The sequence below is a fragment of the Geomonas anaerohicana genome, assembly GCF_016458305.1.
GTDB classification, from domain to species: domain Bacteria; phylum Desulfobacterota; class Desulfuromonadia; order Geobacterales; family Geobacteraceae; genus Geomonas; species Geomonas anaerohicana.
This window is the reverse complement of sequence record NZ_JAEMHL010000003.1, coordinates 190,107-208,709: the sequence shown is the minus strand read 5'-3', so window position 1 is coordinate 208,709 and position 18,603 is coordinate 190,107. Positions and strand designations below refer to the sequence as shown.

The window sequence follows — 18,603 nt, the reverse complement described above, 5'->3', positions numbered from 1 at the left end:
GACCCGATATTCAACTGTTTCTTGACCAGGTTCGATAAACCTGATGCCGATGGCGGCTCGACGGGGTTGCAATCCGGGGCGAAATCGGCATAATCTATGCCTTGATCCGGACCATCACCCATTGGGAGGCGTATTTTGAACCCGAGAGCTCTCCTTGAGAAATACTTTCACGACAACAGCCAGGGGCTGGAGATCGTCTACCGGCACAGCCGCCGCGTCGCCGACAAGGCGCTCGCCATCGCCGCTCGCGCCGGCAGAAGCGAGGCGGAACTGCTCTTTATCGAGGAAGCGGCCCTGCTGCACGACATAGGCGTCGCCCGCACCTATTCCCCCAGGCTCAACTGCTTCGGCAAGGCCCCCTACATCTGCCACGGCGTGATCGGCAGGCAGATGCTGGACTCCGAGGGACTGCCGCAGCACGCCCTGGTCTGCGAGCGCCACATCGGCGTCGGGCTCACCGCCCGCGACATCGTGGAGCAGAAATTGCGCCTGCCGCTGCGCGAGATGTCCCCGGTCACCGACTGCGAGCGCATCGTGGCCCTGGCGGACCTGTTCTACTCCAAAAAGGGGGGGGAACTGGACCTGGAGAAGAGCACGGACCAGGTGAGATCCGACCTGCTCCGCTTCGGACAGGAGAAGGTACGCATTTTCGAGAGCTGGCTGTGCGAATTCAGCCTCGACAGCGCCGCCGCCCCCGCCCCATCTAATTAGCTCCCCGCCCCTTTCCTGCCAACGAAGTGTGCTATACTGTAAGCGCCCAGCCTGACTGGGCATTTTCCGGCATAGCGCACGACTTACGCACCCGACCAATCATGTGCTTGCCACGGCAGGTGTTTTCATGGGTAAACCGCTCCGTGTGCTGATTGTGGAAGACTCCGAGGACGACGCCCTGCTCCTCATCTTCGAGTTGCGCCGCGGCAACTACGCGCCGGTCTCCCGGCGGGTCGAAACCGCCGACTCCATGCGCAAGGCGCTGGAGGAGGAAGACTGGGACCTGGTGGTCTCCGACTACGTCCTGCCAGGGTTCACCGGGCTGGAAGCCCTGCAGGTGCTGCGCGACTCGGGTCTCGACATACCGTTCATCATCGTGTCCGGCAAGATCGGTGAAGACACCGCGGTGGGCGCCATGAAGGAAGGGGCCAACGACTACCTGATCAAGGGAAACACCTCGCGCCTGATCCCGGCCATTGAGCGCGAGATGCAGGAAGCGCAGGTGCGGCGCAGGAAGCGCGAGGCCGAAGCGGCGCTGGTCCGAAGCGAACGGCGCTACAAGAGGCTGGTGGCCGCCGTCACCGACTACATCTACACGGTTACCATCAGCGAAGGCAACGTGACCCGGACCTCGCATGGCCCGGGCTGCCTCTCGGTCACCGGCTACAGCGATGAAGAGTATCAGCAAAATCCCTTTCTCTGGTATCAGATGATCCACGAGGAGGACCGCCCGGCGGTAACCAGCCTCACCGAGGAGCTGCGCGCCGGCAAGGAGATCCCTTCGGTCGAGCACCGGATCCGGCACAAGGACGGCTCGCTGCGCTGGGTCATCAACACGGTCGTGCCGCGCTACAGCGAGCAGGGGGAACTGATCGCCTACGACGGCCTCATCTCCGACATCTCCGAGCGCAAGCAGGCCGAGGAGTCGCTGCGGGTACAAAGCGCCGCGCTGGAAGCGGCGGCCAACGCCATCGTGATTACCGACAACAACGGCGTGGTGCTCTCGGTCAACGAGGCCTTCACCAGGATGACCGGCTACACGCCGGATGAATCGGTCGGCCGCGATCTGGGCTTTCTCAAGTCCGACCGCCAGGATCCGGAGTTGTACCAGGACCTGTGGACCACCATCATGGCGGGGAAGATATGGCACGGCGAACTGGTGAACCGGCGCAAGAACGGCGAGCTCTACCCCGAGGAGCAGACCATCACCCCGGTCCTGGACCAGGACGGCCAGATCAAGCACTTCATCTGCATCAAGCAGGACATCACCGAGCGCAAACGCGCCGAACGCGCCCTTCTGCAAAACACGAGCATGCACAAGGAGATGGAGATCGCCCGGCAGATCCAGCTCTCGCTCCTTCCTGCCGCGCCGCCGCTTTTGACGGGCATAGACTGCGCCGGCCGCTGCGTCCCGGCAAGCCATATCGGCGGCGACTACTACGATATCCTGCTGCACGGCGAGCGGCTCGACCTGGTGATCGCGGACGTCTCGGGACACAGCGTGGGCGCCGCCCTGATCATGGTGGAAACCCGCAGCGTGCTGCGCGCCCAGATGCCGGCCCTGGACGGCCCGGCCCAGGTGGTGGCGGCACTGAACGAGATCCTGCACGACGACCTCTCCCGCGCCGAGCTGTTCATCACCATGTCCTACCTGAGCTACCACAGGACCTCCGGCAGGCTGCGCTACAGTAACGCCGGCCATCCCCCTCCCCTGCTCTACCGTCCCGACGAGGAGCGCTTCTTCGAGTTGGACGCGGAGGGACTCATCCTCGGCGTGCAGCGCAGGGTCGCCTTCGACGAACCGGCCATGCAGGTAGCAAAGGGTGACCTGCTGCTGCTCTATACCGACGGCATCACCGAGACCCAGAGCCCCTCCGGCGAGCTCTTCGGGGTGCAGCGGCTGAAGGGGGTGCTGGCCCGCGAGCATCGCAAGCCTTCGGCTGCCATCATCGAAGCCGTGCTCGATACCCTGCGTGCCTTCACCGGCAATACCACCTTCGACGACGACATCTCCATGCTCCTGCTCAAATTCATTCCCTGAATCCATCCCCCTCCCCGTATTACTTTTCTTGACGGCACGCTCCGTGATGGTGTAAACATACGCCATTCCATCGAAACAGGGGTGTGCACATGGCGAAAAAGATCTTCGTTGCGGCGACCGGACAAAACTGTGGCAAAACGACCATCAGCATTTCGCTCATGCACCAGGCCAGGAAGAAGTACCAGCGGGTCGGTTTCGTGAAACCGTTCGGCCCCAAGGTGCTGCTCTACGACGATTTCATGGTGGACATGGACGCCCTGCTCATGGCCAAGGCCTTCGGGTTGGAAGAGGACATCGCGCTGATGTCGCCGGTGGCGCTGTACCGCGATTTCACCAAGGACTACCTGGCGGGCAAACTGGACGACCTCTCCCTGGCGGACTGCATCCTCGAGGCGGTGCGGGAGCTGGAGCAGAAATACGACTTCCTGATCATCGAGGGGGCGGGTCACGGCGGCGTCGGTGCCGTCATCGGGCTCTCCAACGCCAAGGTGGCCAAGCTGATCGGCGCGCCGGTCATGATCGTGAGCGAGAGCGGCATCGGCAAGGTGATCGACGCTGTGCACCTGAACCTGGCCCTGTACGAGCGGGAAGGGGCGGACGTGAGGGGGATCATCGTCAACAAGATGAAACCCAGCAAGAAGGAAGTCACCACCAAGTACCTGAAGCGCGCCTTCGAGCCGCAGATCAAGGTAATCGACGGCTTCAACTATTCGCCCATCCTCGCCAACCCGACCCTGAGCCACATCTCCAAGCTTTTCGACCTGCCGCTGCAGGGGGACATCAACGAGAAAAGCAGGATCATCCACAACATCCAGTTGGGTGCCGCCTCTTCGCAGCGGGTGATCGACGGGCTGCTCGATTCGACACTGATGATCGTGACCAGTTCCCGTGACGAACTGATCGTCACCCTCTCCTCGCTGTACCACATCCCCGCCTACAAGGAGAAGATCGCCGGGCTGGTGGTCTCGGGGCACGTGCCGGTATCCGAGGTGAGCCAGCAGATCCTGCACGACTCTCACATCCCCTACATCCGTGTCGAGGAGACCACGGCCGAGGTCTTCACCGCGCTCTCCGACGACGTGGCCAAGATCACCTACGAAGACCAGGAGAAGCTGAACTGGATCATGGCCAACGCCGAGCGCGACGTCGACTTCGCCGCCATCGACGCACTGTTGTAAGAACAAAAACAGGGACTGGGGGCTAGGGGCTAGAGGCTGGTAAAATCCCCTTCGCTCCCCGTCCCCAGCCCCTACTCCCCTACTCCCCTACTCCCCTACTCCCCTACTCCCCTACTCCCCTACTCCCCTACTCCCCTGCGCCCCTACTCCCCTGCGCCCTGCTTTAAGGGGACAGGCACCTGGCGGAGCCAGTCCCCCTAGCCTTTCAGATCTTGGTCCCCGGAGGCTTCGCGGGTATCTCCTGTTCCTTCTGGCACTCGACACAGTACGGCGTGAAGGGCATCAGCTTCAGCCGCGGTAACCCGATCGGCTGGCCGCACCCCTCGCACTTGCCGTAGGTCCCCAGTTCCACACGCCGCTGCGCTTCTTCCAACGCAGTCAACTGCTGCCGCCTGATATCGGCCACGGCGAGCCCGGCGTCGGACAGCACATCCAGCATGCTCTTTTCACCCGGGTCCTGCGGTATGTCGTACTGGGTCGCCAGATCCTCACCGGTCTGTGCAAACATCTCGTCGCGCAGGTCGGCCCAGAGCCGGCGCTTATACTCCGCCAGCAGGTTCCTGAATTCAAGCTGATCGCCTTCCAGTTTTTCCGGCATGTCATCCTCCTAGAACCCGGAAGCCTCCCTGGGCCACCGGTGCCTTACCACACGAGGAGAAATCACAGCATCAGGGAACGTCCTCGATGTCGCACAGCGGACAGAAGAGTTCGCCGCTCTCCTTATCCCGCTGCAGCGGCGAGCCGCAAATGGCACACACCTCCGTCGCATCTTTTACCACCACTGGCCGATCCTTCAGGATGTCTTCTTCCACACTTACCCTTCTCATAACGGCCTCCTTTGGCTGAACGGCTGCGACCAAAACAGGGCAAAGTATATCGTAAAAACAAGAAAGGGCTTGAATTACCCATCTTTTCCCAGAGTAATCAAGCCCGATGTGTTTATGTGCCGGCAGTTGCCGAGCCTGCAATCAGCAGCCGCTTCCCAACAGAAAACCGGCGTCTATGCAGTCCAGGAACTCCACAACTGCGGCATCCTGTCTGCGCTCGCTCTTCACTACGACACTGCGTCGGCGCGACTGCTCGAATCCGGCAACGATGTGCGCCAGCAGCTGCCCGGACTCCAGTTCGCGGGCCGCGATGCTGCGCGAGAGGAAGGAGACTCCGCCTCCGGAAAGTACGGTCTCCAGCGCCAGGCGGAGATCGTCAACCACGACCACGGCCTTGAAATCGTCCACGCTGCGGCCGCAGCGCGAGAGGTTCAGGTCCAGCAGCCGTCGCGAGGTGCAGTCGGGTTTGCGGGCGATGAGGCAGCAGTGTAAAAGCCGCTCCAGCTCCACCTCTCCGGCGGGAAGTCCCAGAGACGGCGCGCTGACGAAGACGAGTTCGTCACTGGGGAGTTCCACGATGTCGAAGCCGGGTACGTCCATCGCCTCGCAGTGCTCGATCACCGCCAGGTCGAACTCGTTCTCCTGCAGCTCCTTTACGGCGCGGTCCAGCGAGTGGAACATGAAGCGGAGGTCGACGTTGTCGGCCTTGCGGGACATGAACTTTTCCATAACCTGCGGCAGGAATCCGACGCCGAAGGTGGGCGTACAGCAGATGGCCAGGCGGGTCTTTTCCCCCCTGAGCTTCAAGTCGTTGGCGAGCTGCGCCTCCAAAAGCAGGATCTGCTCGGATCGTTGCACCACGAGCCGTCCTGCCTCGGTCAACAACAACAGTTTCCCGGAGCGGTCCACCAGCTGGCAGCCGTAGTGGTCCTCCAGGTATTTGATGCGCTGCGATACCGCGGACTGCGTGATCGAGAGATCGGTCGCAGCCTTGGAAAAACTCCCCACCTGCCCTAACACCACCAGCGTTTTCAGATACTCTGTCTGCATTCAATTCGACCTATATATAATAATCTCGATTCAGGTATACGTTTATAGCACGCCGCGCGCGGGCAAGGCAAGGTTACTTTCCGGAAAAATCGACGCAACAGCAGAAACTGTCTAGATTATCGACACAATTACCGCACAACTTGAGTGGAAATATACAGGGCAAAAAAAAGCCGGATGGGGAGAACCATCCGGCTGGCGGGCGGACGCGCGTTTCAGGCGAAAAGGTCAGGTCTCCCGGTACTCGATCTCTTCACCGAGGTAGTTGCGCACCGTAATACGGCTGCCGTCGGGACTGAAGCGGGCCGAGGCGACCTCCACCTTCCCCTTCCCCCCCGGGAGGTCGATGACGTAATGCGGTACGGCGAGACCGGAGGTGTGCCCGCGCAGGGCGGCCGTCACCCTGATGCCGTCGGCGACCCTGGTCCTGAAGTGGGCGGTCCCCTGGACCAGGTCCATCTGGTGGATGTAGTAAGGACGCACCCGGATCGCGAGCAGACGCTGCATCAGTTCGCGCATCACTTGGGGCTCGTCGTTGACCCCCTTCAAAAGTACGCTCTGGTTGCCGAGCTGGATGCCGGCATCGGCAAGCCGCGCGCAGGCCCGGGCCGACTGCTCGGTAATCTCGCTCGGGTGATTGAAGTGGGTGTTGACGTAGAGCGGCTGGTGGCGCTTCAGCATGCGCGCCAGCTTCACGGTCACGCGCTCCGGCAGCGTCACCGGGGCGCGGGTGCCGATCCGGATGATCTCGACATGCGGGATGCGGCGCAGGGCGGTGAGGATCTGGTCCAGCCTGTCGTCGGAAAGGAGCAGCGGGTCGCCGCCGGAAAGGATGACGTCGCGGATCTGCGGCTTGGAGGCGATGTAGGCGACGGCCTCGTCCACCGGCGCCGGGCTCATCCCCTGGCACCCCACTCCCCTCTTCCTCATGCAGAAGCGGCAGTAGACGGCGCAGGCGGTGGAAACGAGGAACACCACGCGGTCGGGGTAGCGGTGGATCAGGCCGGGGACCGGGGAAAGACGCTCCTCGTCCAAAGGATCGGGGGACTGGGTAAAATCGTGCAGTTCGGCCGGGTCCGGGACGCACTGACGCCAGATCGGGTCGCCCGGCTCGCGGATCAGTCCCAGGTAGTACGGGGTGATGCGCATCGGGTAACGCCCAACCACCGGCGCCAGGTTCTCCCCCGGCGCATGAAAAAGCCCGGCAAGCTCCTCCGGGCTGGTGATGCATTTCTTGAGGCTGTGTTCCCAGGCTTCCATCAGACCTCGAGGGCCCCGATCAGGGAACGGACGTCGTCGATGCCGTTCTCTGCCAGGTACTGTTCCATCTCCTGGGCGATCCGCTGCGCCGCGGAGGGGTCGAGGAAGCTGGCAGTGCCGACCTGAACGGCGGTAGCGCCGGCCAGCATGAACTCCAGCGCGTCGCGGCCGTTCATGATGCCGCCGATGCCGATCAGCGGCAGCTTCACGGCTTTCGCCACCTGCCACACCATCCTGAGTGCCACGGGCTTGATGGCGGGACCGGAGAGGCCGCCGGTGACGTTGGCCAGCACCGGGCGGCGACGATCGAGGTCGATGGCCATGCCGGTCAGGGTGTTGATCAGGGAGAGCGCATCGGCGCCGGCGTCGGCGCAGGCTTTCGCCATGAGCACCACGTCGGTGACGTTGGGGGAGAGTTTCACGATGAGCGGCTTGGAGGTGTTCCTCTTCACCAGGGAAACCACTTCCTTGGCGGCGCCCGGGTCGGTGCCGAACACGATCCCCCCCTGCTTCACGTTGGGGCAGGAGATGTTGACCTCGATGCCGGCAACGCCGGCCAGGCCATCCAGGCGGCTCGCCACCTCGCCGTACTCCTCCAGGGTGTTGCCGTAGAGGTTCGCGATCACCGGGGTGTTCACGTTCTTGAGATAGGGGAGCTTCTGCTCGATGAAGGCGTCGATGCCCACGTTCTGCAGGCCGATGGCGTTGAGCATCCCGCCCGGCGTCTCCACGATGCGCGGGGTCGGGTTGCCGGCCTTGGGCTTCAGGGAGAGCCCCTTGGTCACCATGGCGCCGATGCTTTCCAGGTCGAGATAGTCGGCGAACTCGGCGCCGTAGCCGAAGGTGCCGGAGGCGGTCATCACGGGGTTACGCATCTGGATCCCGGCGAGGACCACGGACATGTCAGGTCGTTGCATTGCTAACTCCATTGCAGTTCAAAGCTGTCGAAGACGGGACCGTCCTTGCAGACGCAGCGGTAATCGGGGGTCTCGTCGCTGTGGTTGGCCCCCTTCATGACGCAGCCCAGGCAGGCACCTACGCCGCAGGCCATGTAGGCCTCCATGGAAACCTGGCAGGGAACGCCGTGCTTCTGGGACATCTTGGCCACCGCGTTCAGCATCGGGGTCGGGCCGCAGGCGAAGATGCGCATGCCGGAGGCCAGGTGGCGCTCCAGCACCTGGGTCACGAAACCGCGCTCGCCCAGGGTGCCGTCATCGGTCGCCACGTAGGTCTCCACGCCGAGCCTCTCGAATTCGGTGATGCAGAGGACGTCGTCGCGGTTGCGCCCGCCGGCGAACAGGCGCACCTTCTCGCCGCGCGCCTTCAACTCCTTGGCCAGGTAGTACAGCGGGGCCAGGCCCACGCCGCCACCAACCAGCACTTTCTCTTCACCGGCGGGGCCCATCTGGAACCCCTTGCCGAGCGGGACCAGGAGGTCGACCAGGTCGCCGTGGTGCAGCGCGGAGAGGAGCTTGGTCCCCTTCCCCACCACCTTGTACAGGATCTCGCAGTAAACCTGCGCGCCGCAGCCGGCGTACTCGGGGACGAAGCTACCCACGTCGAACAGGCCGAAGGGGCGCCTGAGCAGCGGGTCGATGGCGTCGTTCACCTTCAGCATGACGAACTGCCCGGGGACCGAGGAGGAAAGTTCCTGGGGGGCCGTCATCCTCATCCTGAAGTAATTGGGCGACACCTCGACGTTGGAGATAACCATGGATTTAAACTGCATCGCATTCCTCTACTTGAGCTATGGATAGGTCCATCAGAATGGCATCGTCGCCATTTTCGTAGTAGTTCTTGCGCCGCCCCACCTCGGTAAAGCCCAGGCGCCGGTACAGCGAGATCGCCTCGTGGTTGCCCACCCGCACTTCCAGGCATAGCATGCGCAACGTGTGCTCCCGGCAGAAGGCGACGGCCCGGTCGACCAGGGCGCGGCCGACGCCGCACCCACGGAAGGCGGGGTCTACGGCGACGTCGAGGATCTCGGCCTCGTCCAGCACCTGCTTCAGGCAGAGGTATCCGGCGACCTTGCCGTCAACGGTCAGGGCCACCATCGGGTAGCTGCCGGGACTCTCCATCTCGTCCAGAAAATGGCGTCGGGTCCAGGGACGGGGGAATGAAGCGGACTCGATTTCAAGCACCGCGTCTAAGTCCTCAATAGACATGGGACGCAGTGTTATTTTCTTCCCCGGGGCTGGCACAGCAAGGCATATTAAGCAAAGGACATGTCGAAGTAAACAACTTTTTCACTTTGACTTTTACGGGGGAATGGGATAGATTTCGTCTTTACTTTATCGGAGGTTTCGCCTTGAAAGAGAAGAAAATCACATACAAAGACGCCGGGGTAGACATAGACGCCGGTAATACTTTCGTCAAGATGATCAAGCCGTTGGTGAAGGCTACTTCCCGTCCGGAAGTCCTCGCCGACATCGGCGGATTTGGCGGTCTCTTCTCGCTCAACACCGGCAAGTACAAGCACCCGGTGCTCGTCTCCGGCACCGACGGTGTCGGCACCAAGCTGAAACTTGCCTTCCTGGCCGACCGTCATGACACCATCGGCATCGACCTGGTGGCCATGTGCGTCAACGACATCATCGTCCAGGGTGCCGAGCCCCTTTTCTTCCTGGACTACCTGGCCACTGCCAAACTCGACCCCGAGAAAGGCGCCTCCATTATCAAAGGCGTTTCCGAAGGTTGCGTCCAGGCGGGCTGCGCCCTGATCGGCGGCGAGACCGCCGAGATGCCGGGCTTCTACACCGGCGACGAGTACGACATGGCCGGCTTTGCGGTCGGCGTCGTCGAGCGTGAGAAGATCATCGACGGCTCCTCCATCACCGTGGGCAACAAGCTGATCGGTCTTTCCTCGTCCGGCCTGCACTCCAACGGCTACTCCCTGGCCAGGAAAGTTATCCTCGAGCACATGGGGCTCAACATCAACGACGAAATCCCGGGCCTGGGCAAGACCGTGGCCGAGGAACTGCTGACCCCGACCCGCATCTATGTCCGTTCCGTGCTGAACCTGCTGCGCGACTTCAACATCAGCGGCCTGGCCCACATCACCGGCGGCGGCCTGCTCGAGAACGTCCCCCGCGTGCTCCCCAACGGCTGCAAGGCGGTCATCAAGAAGGACACCTGGGACGTCCCCGAGATTTTCAAGATCATCGAGAAAGGCGGCAACATCGAGGAGAACGAGATGTTCCGCACCTTCAACTGCGGCATCGGCATGGTGCTCGTGGTCCCGGAAAACGAGGCCGACGACATCATGATCAGGCTCACCGGCCTCAACGAGAACGCTTACATCATCGGCGATGTGGTCAAGTGCGAAGCCGGCAAGGAGTGCGTGGAGCTGGTCTAGTCCGCGGGAAGCCTCATGGGAAAAGAGCTCAACATCGGGGTACTGATCTCGGGTAGCGGAAGCAACCTGCAGTCGATCATGGACGCCTGCGCGGCCGGCACCATCAACGGGCGCGTGGTCTGTGTGATCAGCAACAAGGCCGACGCGTTCGGCATGGAGCGTGCCAGGAAGGCCGGCATCCCTGCGCTGCACCTGGACCACCGTGCCTACACCGGCCGGGAGGCGTACGACGAGGCCGTGGTGGCGACCCTGCGCGAGTTCGACGTGGACCTGGTGGTGCTGGCGGGCTTCATGCGCATCATCACCTCCGTGCTACTGGACGCCTTCCCGATGCGGGTCATGAACATCCATCCGGCGCTGCTCCCTGCCTTCCCCGGGCTGCACGCCCAGCGCCAGGCGCTGGAATACGGCGCCAAGGTCGCCGGCTGCACCGTCCACTTCGTGGACTGCGGCACCGACACCGGTCCCATCATCATCCAGGCGGCGGTGCCGGTCCTGGAGGGGGACACCGAGGAAAGCCTGTGCGCCCGGATCCAGAAGGAAGAGCACCGGATCTACCCGGAAGCGGTGCGGCTCTTCTCCGAGGGGCTGTTGCAGGTCGACGGCAGGGTAGTCACCGTCTCGGCGTAAGCCTCCCGATCAAACGGAATGAATAAGCCCCCTGGCAGTGCCAGGGGGCTTTTTTGTTGCGGACCGGGGTGGCGCCTGGCAACGCCGCCCCCCTGTCCCCTTTCTCAAGGGGGGGACGCTGGGCACGTGCGGCGCTGCGAGGGAACATGGGATTTGCCTTTGTCAGCGCTGCATAGGCATTTCCTCTTTCCCATGGCGCCTTCCCGTCGTTTCTGCTATAACCACGCCCATGTCCATCCACAGCGCCGCCAAGTTGCTACTGCTATCCCTCCTGGTCACCCTGCTCTGCGCCTGCTCGATCACGCAGGCGCTGCGCATGAGTGACGGCGCCACCGTCGACGTCGACACCATGATCGCCGACATCTCGGACGCACCGGTTCTCTTCCTCGGCGAGCGGCACGACGCGCCGGCGCATCACCGCCTGCAACTGCGGGTACTCCAAGCTCTCCATGCCCAGGGCAAGGACCTCGCCATAGGCATGGAGATGTTCGAGAGCGTGAGCCAGCCCGCACTGGACGCCTGGAGCGCCGGCAAGGTGCCGGAAGACGCCTTCCGCAAGGTGTACCACTGGAGCTGGCGCCACATCCCCTGGGGCATGTACAGCGACATCTTTTTCTTCGCCCGCGACAACCACATCCCCATCGTGGCGCTGAACGCGCCGCGCGCCGTGGTGCAGGCCGTGGCGCAGCGCGGCTTCGCCTCCCTTTCCCCCCTCGAACGCGCCGAACTTCCGCCCGACGTCGACGCCAGCGTCACCGACCAGTTCCTCGATTTCATGCGCGGCTACTCCCCAAGTCACGGCAGAAGCCGTGAATCGTTCCGGCACATCGCCGAGGCACAGATGCTGCGCAATATGGTGATGGCACGGCGCATCACCGGATACCTCACGGCACATCCGGGCAAGGTCATGGTGGTGATTGCGGGGGGCGCGCATGCGCGCGGGGTGGGAGGCGTACCTGCCGAGTTGAAGGGGAACCTGGAGTACCGGATCGTGCTTCCCCCCGTCCCGCCGCTGGACGAGGAGACCGCAACGCTCCAGGACACGGACTACCTGCTGCGGGAGCGGTTCTAGCGCCGCTCTCCCCTAGTGGCAGAAGTTGACGACCTTTACTGCGAGCGGCTCTCTGCTGCTGAAATCTTTGTCGTAGATCATAACCAGTACCGTGCAGCCGTCCAGGCGGCGCGACGACATGCTGACCTGCAGGTCCCCGCCGTCGTAGAGAGTGACAGGGTCCAGCGTGCCTGCCTTCTGGGCGGTCGTGATCACGGCGCGTTCGAACTGGATGTCAGGAAAAACCTCGACTGTCTCTGAACACATCCCTGCAATCTTGCCCTTTTCCACCCAGTACCTCACCACACGCCGCGGCGCCGACCAATCCGATCCATCACGCACCCGCTCCACGACGGCTACCTGCTGACATCCTGCGTCCGACTTCACGTACATCACGTCGACCCCCTCCGCCGCGATGGTGCAGTAGTCACGGGCAGCATCCAGTACCGACTTTTCCTGGGGCTGCTGCGCTTCTCTGGCGGGGCGATACCTGACCCATCGCGCCGCACCGTATTTTCCCAAGCCACCTATGTCCAGGTGCTCGAAACAGCCGGCAAGAACAGCCGAGGTAAAGGCAAGGCAGGACAGCATCCGTACGGGCTTAGGACTGGACATAGGCCGACTCCCTGCATAGACGATGTACAGTGAGTGTCGGAGGCAGTCCAAATTTTATAATACGACGCTACTACGGCAAGTTAGAGGCGGAGTTATATTTCTCACATGATAGAGCGGGAATTACTGAGGTAGGGTGTTGCGGCAAAGCCGAGCCGCGATGGCAGCTGTTTAAAGCTCCCGGTCCAGTTGCTGGTCCAGCGAGTAGAGCCAGGCCAGCAACTCGGCGACGGCCTGGTACAGTTCGGGCGGGATTTCTGCATCGAGGTCGATCTGCATCAGCATGGACACCAGTTCGGGGGACTGGTGCACGTACACGCCGTGCTCCTTGGCCAGCGAGATGATCGCTTCCGCGCTGATACCGGCACCCTTGGCAATAACCCTCGGGGCGCCCCCCTCGTCCGGGTTGTAGGCCATGGCCACCGCGCGCTTCATGTCGGACGTTTTCCTAGTCATCCTTGGCCGCCATCTTGTTCAGGTGCAGACCTTGCGTGGCCAGCGCGGCGCGCAGCTCTCCGCTGGCCTGGCGCATTACTTCAGAGGCGCCGGGACGGTCGCAGACCAGTTCCACGTTGATCCCCTCCGGCGTGAAACGAAGCCTCGCCTTGACCCCGCCCAGGCGCGGCAGTTCCAGGGAGAGGTTGGCCTCGAGCCCCTGTTCCCACTGCTCCGCGCTCCCCTCCCCCACCACCAGCCTCATCTCCTGCCCGGGCCAGGCCTCCCCCTGCCAGGCCAGCACGCCGGTGTTCAACAGGTGCAGCTGCTCCTTGATGAGCGGCAGCGTCCGGCTGTCGGCGATGGCGCCCCCGCTGTCGTCCCCGGCCTCGCGCCCCTCCCCCTCCGCCAACAGGCGGGACAGTTTCCCCTGTGGCTCCTTGAGCAGTTCCTTGAGGGGGAGCCCCCCCAGGGCCCACTGGGCCAGGTGCGATTCGTAGAACATGCCGTTCTGGGTCAGGCTGGTCTTCAGCCGCCCGGCAAGTTGGGCCGCCGCCTGCTCAGGATGCTCGACCAGCGGTTCGGTGGCCGGCGGCAGCCCAGGCGCGTTCTCCACGACGTCGGCAAGCCATTTCCCCATGGAGCTCAGCTGCACCGATTCGGTCTGGGGGCGCAGCATCTGGAAGGTGACGCGGGGATCGGCGGTGACGAAGGTGAGTTCCAGGGTTTCCCCCGGCTGCACGTTGAGCGGGATCTCCAGTTTGTAGAGTTCCCCGGCCACCCGCGCCATGTACATGCTGTTGGGGAGGTTGGCGATGATCTCGGCCTTGACCGCCTGCCCGGGGTTTAGCTGCAGCAGCGAGCTGGCACGCTCCTGCACATCGGCGGTCGGGGTGACCGCCGTCTTGGCAAGGATGGTCAGTACCTGTTTTTGGGCTTCGTCGTTGATCAACATGGCGCGTTCCTGGGAACTGCAGAAACCGTTCAACGTTCAACGTTCAATGTTTTGAACCTGCTCTACGTTCAACCTTCTACGTTGTTGTGCATCGTTACGGCTGCGAACGGCAATCACGGCCCGGGCTGCGGTGACGGCGCCTTGCTCCGGAAAAACTCCCGGCCCCGTTGCACGGCACGGTCCAGGTAGTAGTAAACCACCGGGGTGATATAGAGCGTCAAAAGCTGCGACACCAGGAGTCCACCCACCACGGCCAAACCCAACGGCCGTCTCCCTTCGGAGCTGGCGCCGATGGCGAGTGCGATAGGAAGGGTTCCCATCAGCGCCGCCATGGTGGTCATCATGATGGGACGGAAACGGACCAGGCACCCCTGGTGGATCGCGTCCATCGGGCTCTTACCCTCACGCCTCTGGGCGTCCAGCGCAAAGTCGATCATCATGATGGCGTTCTTCTTCACGATCCCCACCAGCATGATGATGCCGACGAAGGCGTACAGGTCGAGCTCCTTGTGAAACAGCATCAGCGTAAGCAACGCCCCCAGCCCGGCGGAAGGGAGCCCGGACAGGATGGTGATCGGGTGCACGTAGCTCTCGTACAGGATCCCGAGCACCAGGTAGATCACGACCACGGCCGCCAGCAGAAGGAGCGTGAGCCCCTTGGTCGAGGACTGGAAGGCCTGGGCCGCGCCCTGGAAGCCGGTGTTGATCCCGGGTGGAAGCGTGCTCGCCGCCAGCTTCTCGACCGCAGCCACCGCCTCTCCCAGCGGCACACCGGGCTTCACGTTGAAGGAGACCGTGACGCTGGTGATCTGCCCCAGGTGGTTCACCGACAACGGCCCCAGCGACTTGGCGAGCGTGGTCATGGTGGAGAGCGGCACCAGCACGCCGGACGACGACCTCACGTAGAGCAGCCCCAATGCCGAGGGATCGAGCCGGTACTGCGGCTCCAGTTCCAGGATCACCTGGTACTGGTTGGTCGGCGCGAAGATGGTGGAAACCTGCCTGGAGCCGTAAGCGTAATAAAGCGCGTCCTCGATCTGCTGCGCCGTCACCCCGAGCGCCGTCGCCTTGTCCCGGTCGATCTTCAGGTCGACCTGCGGGTTCTTGAGCTGCAGGTCGCTCGTTACGTCCAGCAGTTGCGGCACCTGCTTCAGCTTCTGCTCGAAGGCGGCGGCGCTGTCGTAGAGGACCTGGGTGTCCGGGCTCTGCAGCACGAACTGGTACTGGCTCTTGGAGAGTTGCGCCTCCAGCCTGATCGGCGGCGGGTTCTGCATGAAAGCCTGGATGCCCGGCACCTCCCCCAGTTTCGGGCGCAACTGCTGGATCACCTGGTCCACCGACTCATTCCTTTCACTTCTCGGCTTCAGCGTGACAAACATGAAGCCGGAATTGGAGCCGACCCGGGAGCCCGAGGCACCGACGGTGGACATGAACCCCTTGATGTTCTTGTTGGCGACGATGCGCTTGGCGAGTTCCTGCTGGTGGGTGACCATCTCGTCGAAGGAGGCCCCCTGCGCCCCTTCGGTGGTGCAGTAGAAGGAATCGAGGTCCTCGCTGGGGAGCAGGCCCATGGGCATCACCCTGAACAGGTACACGGTCACCGCGGTCATGACCAGGGTGATGGCGAGGGTTGCCCGGCGGTGCCGGAGCACGGCGCTCAGGGTCCCGCTGTAGGCAGCAAGCAGGGCGTCGAAACCACGCTCCAGGAGGAGGTACAGCCTGCCGTGGCGCTCCTCGGCGGGAGGATGCAGGAAGCGGCTGCAGAGCATGGGGGTGAGGGTCAGGGAGACCACGCCGGAGATGAGGATGGCACAGGTGATGGTGACCGCGAACTCGTGCAGCAGCCGCCCCAGCATGCCTCCCATGAAGAGCACCGGGATGAATACGGCCACCAGCGAGATGGTCATGGAGACGATGGTGAAGCCGATCTCCTTGGCCCCCTTGAGCGCCGCCTCCATGGGTCGCTCCCCCTGTTCCATGTGGCGTACTATGTTTTCCAGCATGACGATGGCGTCGTCGACGACGAAGCCGACCGAGAGGGTAAGCGCCATCAGGGTGATGTTGTTCACCGAGAACTTGAGGGCATACATGGCGGCGAAGGTGCCGATGAGCGAGATGGGGAGCGCAAGGCTCGGTATCACCGTGGCGGAGAGGTTCCTGAGAAAGAGGAAGATCACCATGATCACCAGGGCGATAGTGAGCACCAGGGTGAACTTGACGTCGGCCACGGAGTGCCGGATGGCCTGGGAGCGGTCATAGAGCTCGTGCAGGGTGACCGCGCCGGGAAGCTGGTCGCGGAAACCGGGCAAAAGCTTCTTGATGGAGTCCACCACCTCGATGGTGTTGGTGCCGGGCTGGCGCTGGACGGCGAGGATGATGGCGCGCTCGCGCCCGTTGAACCAGGCGGCGATCTTGTCGTTCTCTACCGAATCGACCACGCTCCCCAGGTCGGACAGCCGCACCGGAGAGCCGCCGCGGTAGGCGACGATCAGCGGACGGTAGGCGGCGGCGTCCAGTAGTTCGCCCTGCGACTGGATCGCGAACGACGTGCTGGCGTCCTGCAGGGTGCCGGTGGGGAGGTTCACGTTGCCGCCGGAGAGCGCCTGCGACACCTCGTCGATGCCGATCTTCCTGGAGGCAAGCGCCATCGGGTTCAGCCGCGCCCGGACCGCGTACTTCTGCGAACCGTAGACCTGCACCTGGGCCACGCCGCTCACCATGGAGATGCGCTGCGCGATCATGGTGTCCGCGTACTCGTTCACCTGGGACAGCGGCAGGGTTTTGGAGCTGAGCACCAGGTAGAGCACCGGCTGGTCGGCCGGGTTAACCTTCTGGTAGGAGGGAGGCGACGGCATGTCCTGGGGAAGCTGGCGGCTCGCCTTGGTGATGGCGGACTGCACGTCCTGCGCCGCCGCATCGATGTCGCGCTCCAGCGCGAAGCGCAGCGTGATGCGGGTGACACCCTGGCCGCTGGTGGAGTTCATGGTGTCGATGCCGGCGATGGTGGAGAGCTGGCGCTCCAGCGGCGTGGCGACGGCGCTGGCCATGGTCTCCGGGCTCGCGCCGGGAAGGTTCGCAGTGACCTGGATGGTTGGGTAGTCGACGTTGGGGAGGTCGTTCACCGGAAGCAACTGGTAACCGATCAGGCCCGCCAGCACGATGGCGAGCATGACCAGGCTGGTCATCACCGGCCGCCGGATGAAGAGTTCCGCAAGGTTCATGAGGGTGCCCCGCCCTTCACGACGACCTTGCCGCCCGGCACCAGTTTCACCTGCCCGTCGGTAACCACGGTGTCGCCGGGCACCAGCCCCTTCTCGATCACGGTCACGCCATCGAGAGCAGGCCCGGTGCTCACCGGACGCACCTCCGCGGTGGCGTCGGGTTTCACGACATAGACGAATTCCCCCTGCTGGCCGGTCTGGACGGCGCGGGTCGGGACCACGGTGGCGCCCTTCCTGGTGTCCAGGGTGATGGCGACGTTGACGAACTGGCCGGGCCAGAGCGTCTTGCGGGCATTGGCGAAGGTCGCCTTGACCTTGATGGTGCCGGTGGCGGGATCGACCCCGTTATCGAGAAAGGTCACCGTCCCCTGCTCGGCAACGGCACTCCCTGCGACCCGGGCCTGAACCGGCAGTTTGCCGCCGATCCTCGCCTTGATGGTGGCCAATTCCTTTTCCGGCAGCGAGAAGGTGACGTAGAGCGGGGTGATCTGGTTGATGGTGACCAGCGCGGTGTCGTTTTCTTTGACCAGATTGCCGGCGTGGGTGGTAAGCCCACCGGTGCGCCCGGACATGGGGGAGCGGATGAAACAGTAATCGAGTTGCAGCTTGGCGTTGTCCACCGCGGCGCGCAGCGAGGCCACCGAGGCGGAGAGGGAGTCCGCGTTGGCCTGGAGCTGGTCGTACTGCTCGCGGGTCACGATCCCCTCCTGCCAGAGCGAGGCGTAGCGCTTCGCCTGTTCCTTTGCGTTGTTGGCGCTGGCAAGGTCGCGGGCCAGGTTCGCTTGCGCCTGTGCCAGTTGCGCCTGGAACGGGCGCGGGTCCACGGTAAAGAGCAGCGCACCCTTGGCGACATCGTCCCCCTCTTTGAACTGCACCGCGGTGATCATGCCGGCGACGCGGGACTTGAGGGCCACGGTGGCGTAAGCCTCGACGTTGCCGATGGCGCGCAGTTCAATGGGAACGTCTTTCACGGCGGCCCGTGCCACGGTCACCGGCGGCGCAGCTTTGACCTTAGGTTTCTCGGCTTCTTTGGAGCAACCTGCACCAAGGCAGGCCGACAAAAGCACTAACAGCAGGATCTTGGGCATGGGACGGGCAAAAGAAAGGACGTGCACGCTGTTATTCTCCTTTGCGGCGGGTAAGCTGCCAAATTCATAGCACACTCCGCCGGCAATTAGTAGCCAAGAAAGCAGTGTTCACACTCTTTCCTTTTTTGATAAAAATGAGCGTGCAGCTAAACCTATTGCTGTAGCCAGCCGATAAGGAGGTGAAGGAAGGTT

18 protein-coding genes are annotated in these 18,603 nt (G+C 63.2%); 6 read left to right on the top strand and 12 right to left on the bottom strand.

From position 1 onward, the window contains the following. Positions 1-135: 135 nt before the first annotated feature. From JFN91_RS07305 to JFN91_RS07295, 3 genes are all read left to right on the top strand, one after another. On the top strand, positions 136-711 hold the full coding sequence (locus tag JFN91_RS07305) for an HD domain-containing protein (protein WP_199388556.1): 576 nt from the start codon (positions 136-138) through the stop codon (positions 709-711). Between the two features lie 127 nt (positions 712-838). Continuing rightward, complete coding sequence (locus tag JFN91_RS07300) at positions 839-2,752, top strand: SpoIIE family protein phosphatase (RefSeq protein WP_199388555.1); 1,914 nt, start codon at positions 839-841, stop codon at positions 2,750-2,752. A gap of 89 nt (positions 2,753-2,841) precedes the next feature. Further along, entirely contained in the window at positions 2,842-3,930 is a 1,089-nt protein-coding gene (locus JFN91_RS07295) for a dethiobiotin synthase (protein ID WP_199388554.1), read from the top strand. A 205-nt stretch (positions 3,931-4,135) separates the two neighbouring features. Here JFN91_RS07295 and JFN91_RS07290 read toward each other — a convergent pair whose 3' ends face one another. From JFN91_RS07290 to rimI, 7 genes are all read right to left on the bottom strand, one after another. Further along, positions 4,136-4,528, bottom strand: a complete 393-nt coding sequence (locus JFN91_RS07290; protein WP_199388553.1) for a TraR/DksA family transcriptional regulator — start codon at positions 4,526-4,528, stop codon at positions 4,136-4,138. A gap of 70 nt (positions 4,529-4,598) precedes the next feature. Next, entirely contained in the window at positions 4,599-4,757 is a 159-nt protein-coding gene (locus tag JFN91_RS07285) for an Sjogren's syndrome/scleroderma autoantigen 1 family protein (RefSeq protein WP_199388552.1), read from the bottom strand. 141 nt (positions 4,758-4,898) lie between these two features. Next, a complete protein-coding gene (locus JFN91_RS07280) occupies positions 4,899-5,807 on the bottom strand; it encodes a LysR family transcriptional regulator (RefSeq protein ID WP_199388551.1) in 909 nt (302 codons plus the stop codon). Positions 5,808-6,032: 225 nt separating this feature from the next. After that, positions 6,033-7,064, bottom strand: coding sequence for a KamA family radical SAM protein (locus JFN91_RS07275; RefSeq protein WP_199388550.1), 1,032 nt, complete (start codon positions 7,062-7,064; stop codon positions 6,033-6,035). Continuing rightward, positions 7,064-7,981, bottom strand: a complete 918-nt coding sequence (locus tag JFN91_RS07270) for a dihydroorotate dehydrogenase (protein ID WP_199388549.1) — start codon at positions 7,979-7,981, stop codon at positions 7,064-7,066. Before JFN91_RS07270 ends, JFN91_RS07275 begins: the two co-directional genes overlap by 1 nt. A 2-nt stretch (positions 7,982-7,983) precedes the next feature. After that, a complete protein-coding gene (locus JFN91_RS07265) occupies positions 7,984-8,793 on the bottom strand; it encodes a dihydroorotate dehydrogenase electron transfer subunit (protein WP_199388548.1) in 810 nt (269 codons plus the stop codon). After that, positions 8,783-9,265 carry a ribosomal protein S18-alanine N-acetyltransferase gene (gene rimI / locus JFN91_RS07260; RefSeq protein ID WP_328746112.1) on the bottom strand — a complete coding sequence of 161 codons (483 nt, stop codon included), beginning with the start codon at positions 9,263-9,265 and terminating at the stop codon, positions 8,783-8,785. The genes JFN91_RS07265 and rimI overlap by 11 nt, the downstream gene beginning before the upstream one ends. A gap of 107 nt (positions 9,266-9,372) precedes the next feature. Between rimI and purM the strand changes: the two genes are divergently transcribed. From purM to JFN91_RS07245, 3 genes are all read left to right on the top strand, one after another. Further along, complete coding sequence (gene purM, locus JFN91_RS07255; protein WP_199388546.1) at positions 9,373-10,419, top strand: phosphoribosylformylglycinamidine cyclo-ligase; 1,047 nt, start codon at positions 9,373-9,375, stop codon at positions 10,417-10,419. 15 nt (positions 10,420-10,434) lie between these two features. After that, positions 10,435-11,049, top strand: coding sequence for a phosphoribosylglycinamide formyltransferase (gene purN / locus JFN91_RS07250; protein WP_199388545.1), 615 nt, complete (start codon positions 10,435-10,437; stop codon positions 11,047-11,049). Positions 11,050-11,278: 229 nt separating this feature from the next. After that, complete coding sequence (locus JFN91_RS07245; RefSeq protein ID WP_199388544.1) at positions 11,279-12,121, top strand: ChaN family lipoprotein; 843 nt, start codon at positions 11,279-11,281, stop codon at positions 12,119-12,121. A gap of 12 nt (positions 12,122-12,133) precedes the next feature. Here the strand turns inward: JFN91_RS07245 and JFN91_RS07240 are convergent, their stop codons facing one another. The 5 genes from JFN91_RS07240 to JFN91_RS07220 all read right to left on the bottom strand — a co-directional run bounded on the left by JFN91_RS07240 (position 12,134) and on the right by JFN91_RS07220 (position 18,438). Continuing rightward, a complete protein-coding gene (locus JFN91_RS07240) occupies positions 12,134-12,715 on the bottom strand; it encodes a hypothetical protein (RefSeq protein WP_199388543.1) in 582 nt (193 codons plus the stop codon). 168 nt (positions 12,716-12,883) lie between these two features. After that, positions 12,884-13,168 carry an EscU/YscU/HrcU family type III secretion system export apparatus switch protein gene (locus JFN91_RS07235; protein ID WP_199388542.1) on the bottom strand — a complete coding sequence of 95 codons (285 nt, stop codon included), beginning with the start codon at positions 13,166-13,168 and terminating at the stop codon, positions 12,884-12,886. Further along, a complete protein-coding gene (gene fliK / locus JFN91_RS07230) occupies positions 13,161-14,102 on the bottom strand; it encodes a flagellar hook-length control protein FliK (RefSeq protein ID WP_199388541.1) in 942 nt (313 codons plus the stop codon). Before fliK ends, JFN91_RS07235 begins: the two co-directional genes overlap by 8 nt. 113 nt (positions 14,103-14,215) lie before the next feature. Further along, a complete protein-coding gene (locus JFN91_RS07225) occupies positions 14,216-17,323 on the bottom strand; it encodes an efflux RND transporter permease subunit (protein WP_199388540.1) in 3,108 nt (1,035 codons plus the stop codon). After that, positions 17,320-18,438, bottom strand: a complete 1,119-nt coding sequence (locus JFN91_RS07220; RefSeq protein WP_328746105.1) for an efflux RND transporter periplasmic adaptor subunit — start codon at positions 18,436-18,438, stop codon at positions 17,320-17,322. Before JFN91_RS07220 ends, JFN91_RS07225 begins: the two co-directional genes overlap by 4 nt. Between the last annotated feature and the right edge of the window lie 165 nt (positions 18,439-18,603).